The following is a 2358-nucleotide window of genomic DNA, read 5'->3' as shown; positions in this document are numbered from 1 at the left end:
GGTCATAAGCCAGCTCAGCTGCGTGGCAAAGACCGCCACTTCGCTGATCCGTCTTATGCCTGTCAGATCTTAACGGGCACTGTCGCTTTTCTATTTATAACGGCATATTGCCATGTTTTTTGGCCGGTCTTGCATCTTTTTTATGGCGCATCATTTCGAGCGCCTGGATCAATTTGATGCGGGTTTCGCGCGGGTCGATTACATCATCCACCATTCCGCGTGCAGCGGCCACATATGGATTCGCAAATTTCACCCGGTACTCTTCGATTTTCGCAGCGCGTGTCGCTTCCGGATCATCGCTTGCCGCAATTTCACGTGCAAAGATGATGTTCGCCGCTCCCTGCGGCCCCATTACCGCGATTTCGGCATTGGGCCAGGAATAGACCAGATCCGCTCCGATAGATTTTGAATTCAAGGCAACATAGGCTCCGCCGTAGGCTTTCCGTAAAATGACGGTCATTTTTGGCACTGTCGCTTCTGAATAGGCGTAGAGGATTTTCGCGCCGTGGCGAATGATGCCGCCGTGTTCCTGTTTGATGCCCGGGAAGAATCCTGTGACATCTTCAAACGTGATCAGCGGAATATTGAATGAATCGCAGAAACGGATGAAACGCGCCGCTTTGTCGGAGCTGTCGATATCGAGTCCACCGGCCATCACTTTCGGCTGGTTGCAGACAAGTCCGACTGTTTCACCTTTGATGCGCGCGAGACCTATAACGATATTTCTGGCGAATTCGGGCTGCACTTCCATGAAACTTTCTTTATCGACAACCTGCTCGACCACTTTTCGCACATCGTATGGACGAATGGCCTCGAACGGCACCACATCCGCGAGATCCGGACGGTAATCGTCTTCATTGTCCATTTCAAGACGCGGTGGCATTTCCTTATTATTCTGCGGTAAAAATGCAATCAGCTGGCGTACCATTTTCAGTACTTCTTCTTCTGAATGAGAACGGAAATGGGCATTGCCGCTGATGGCAGTATGTACGCGTGAACCTCCAAGGTCTTCGGAAGAAATTTTTTCGCCGGTCACCGTTTTAATCACTTTTGGACCGGTGATGAACATCTGACTTGTTTTGTCGACCATGAAAACGAAATCGGTGATCGCCGGTGAATAAACGGCACCGCCCGCAGATGGACCCAATATCACTGAAATTTGAGGAATAACTCCTGAATAGATTGAATTGCGGTAGAAAATCTGGCCGTAGCCATCGAGAGATAAAACGCCTTCCTGGATGCGTGCACCGCCTGAATCATTCAATCCGATGAACGGAGCGCCGTTTTTCGCGGCCATATCCATAACATTCGCAATTTTCTTGGCATGCATTTCACCGAGGGCACCGCCGAATACAGTAAAGTCCTGTGAAAACAGATAAATCGGACGGCCATTGACTTTGCCGTAGCCGGTAACAACACCTTCACCCGGACCTTCCGCCATGCCGAAATCCACGGTGCGATGTTCAACAAAAGGGCTCAGCTCGACAAAAGATCCTTCATCAACCAGCAGATCGATTCGTTCCCTTGCAGTCAATTTCCCCTTTTCGTGCTGTTTATCGATTCGTTCTTCTCCTCCGCCAAGTTCAATCTTTCTTTTGCGGTCGTATAATTCATTGATGCGTTCATAGATATCCATAATCCCACCCCTTATCTACTGTTTCTGGCACAATTCATACAGCACACCGTTCGAAGATTTCGGATGCATAAAGGCAACAAGAGCTCCCCCAGCCCCGCTTTTCGGCTGTTCGTTCAGGAGACGCACACCTTTTTCACGCAATTCTTCCATGCGCTGCCCGATATCTTCCACTCCGAACGCGATGTGATGGATGCCTTCGCCTTTTTTCTCGAGAAATTTGAAGATGGCGCTGCTGTCGTCCATCGGTTCCAGCAGCTCCAATTTGATATTGCCCGCATCGATGAATGCCACCCGCACACGTTCAGATTCAACTTCCTCAATTTTGAGTAAAGGACAGCCCAGTGTATCCGTGTAATAAGGAATAACGTCATTCAGGCTTCTGACGGCGATGCCAATATGATCAACTTTCTTCATCATTTATCCCACCTTTTTTCTGCTTCTTCCTTATTGTACCGATTCAGAGCCAAAAACTCTAGCTGTTGTCAAATTTTTGGCGGCCGGCACTTGCCTCTTCAAAATTACAGAGAATTATGTTATTCTACGTACAAGTTCAAATGCACATAAAGGAGATTCGAAATAAATGAGAAATCAAACATTCCGCAAGTTCATCGTCTACGCGATGGTCGCAATCATGCTGGTATCCACTTTAATGATGGGACTCAGCTTTGTAATCTAATAGAAGGAAAATTTGCAAGTAATCGATATTGCGCAAAACAGCTTCG

3 protein-coding genes are annotated in these 2358 nt (G+C 47.9%); 1 reads left to right on the top strand and 2 read right to left on the bottom strand.

Translation table 11 applies throughout. The features are described 5' to 3' along the window. Positions 1-94 precede the first annotated feature (94 nt). Entirely contained in the window at positions 95-1636 is a 1542-nt protein-coding gene (locus tag KW93_RS08135; RefSeq protein ID WP_033542500.1) for an acyl-CoA carboxylase subunit beta, read from the bottom strand. Between the two features lie 15 nt (positions 1637-1651). Continuing rightward, the gene (gene mce / locus KW93_RS08130; RefSeq protein ID WP_033542499.1) at positions 1652-2050 is read right to left on the bottom strand and encodes a methylmalonyl-CoA epimerase; all 399 of its coding nucleotides are present in this window, start codon (positions 2048-2050) and stop codon (positions 1652-1654) included. Between the two features lie 166 nt (positions 2051-2216). Here mce and prli42 point away from each other — a divergent pair, with 166 nt between their 5' ends. After that, complete coding sequence (gene prli42 / locus KW93_RS17290; protein ID WP_152602437.1) at positions 2217-2312, top strand: stressosome-associated protein Prli42; 96 nt, start codon at positions 2217-2219, stop codon at positions 2310-2312. Positions 2313-2358 lie beyond the last annotated feature (46 nt).

The organism is Planococcus sp. CAU13 (assembly GCF_000775575.1).
GTDB lineage: Bacteria > Bacillota > Bacilli > Bacillales_A > Planococcaceae > Planococcus.
Note: the sequence above shows the minus strand (reverse complement) of the source record. Positions and strands in the feature narration are given on the sequence as shown.

Excerpts from the sequence above, each read along its gene's own strand:
- KW93_RS08135 (WP_033542500.1), bottom strand. The coding sequence starts at position 1,636 with ATGGATATCTATGAACGCATCAATGAATTATACGACCGCAAAAGAAAG.
- prli42 (WP_152602437.1), top strand. The coding sequence starts at position 2,217 with ATGAGAAATCAAACATTCCGCAAGTTCATCGTCTACGCGATGGTCGCA.
- mce (WP_033542499.1), bottom strand. The coding sequence starts at position 2,050 with ATGAAGAAAGTTGATCATATTGGCATCGCCGTCAGAAGCCTGAATGAC.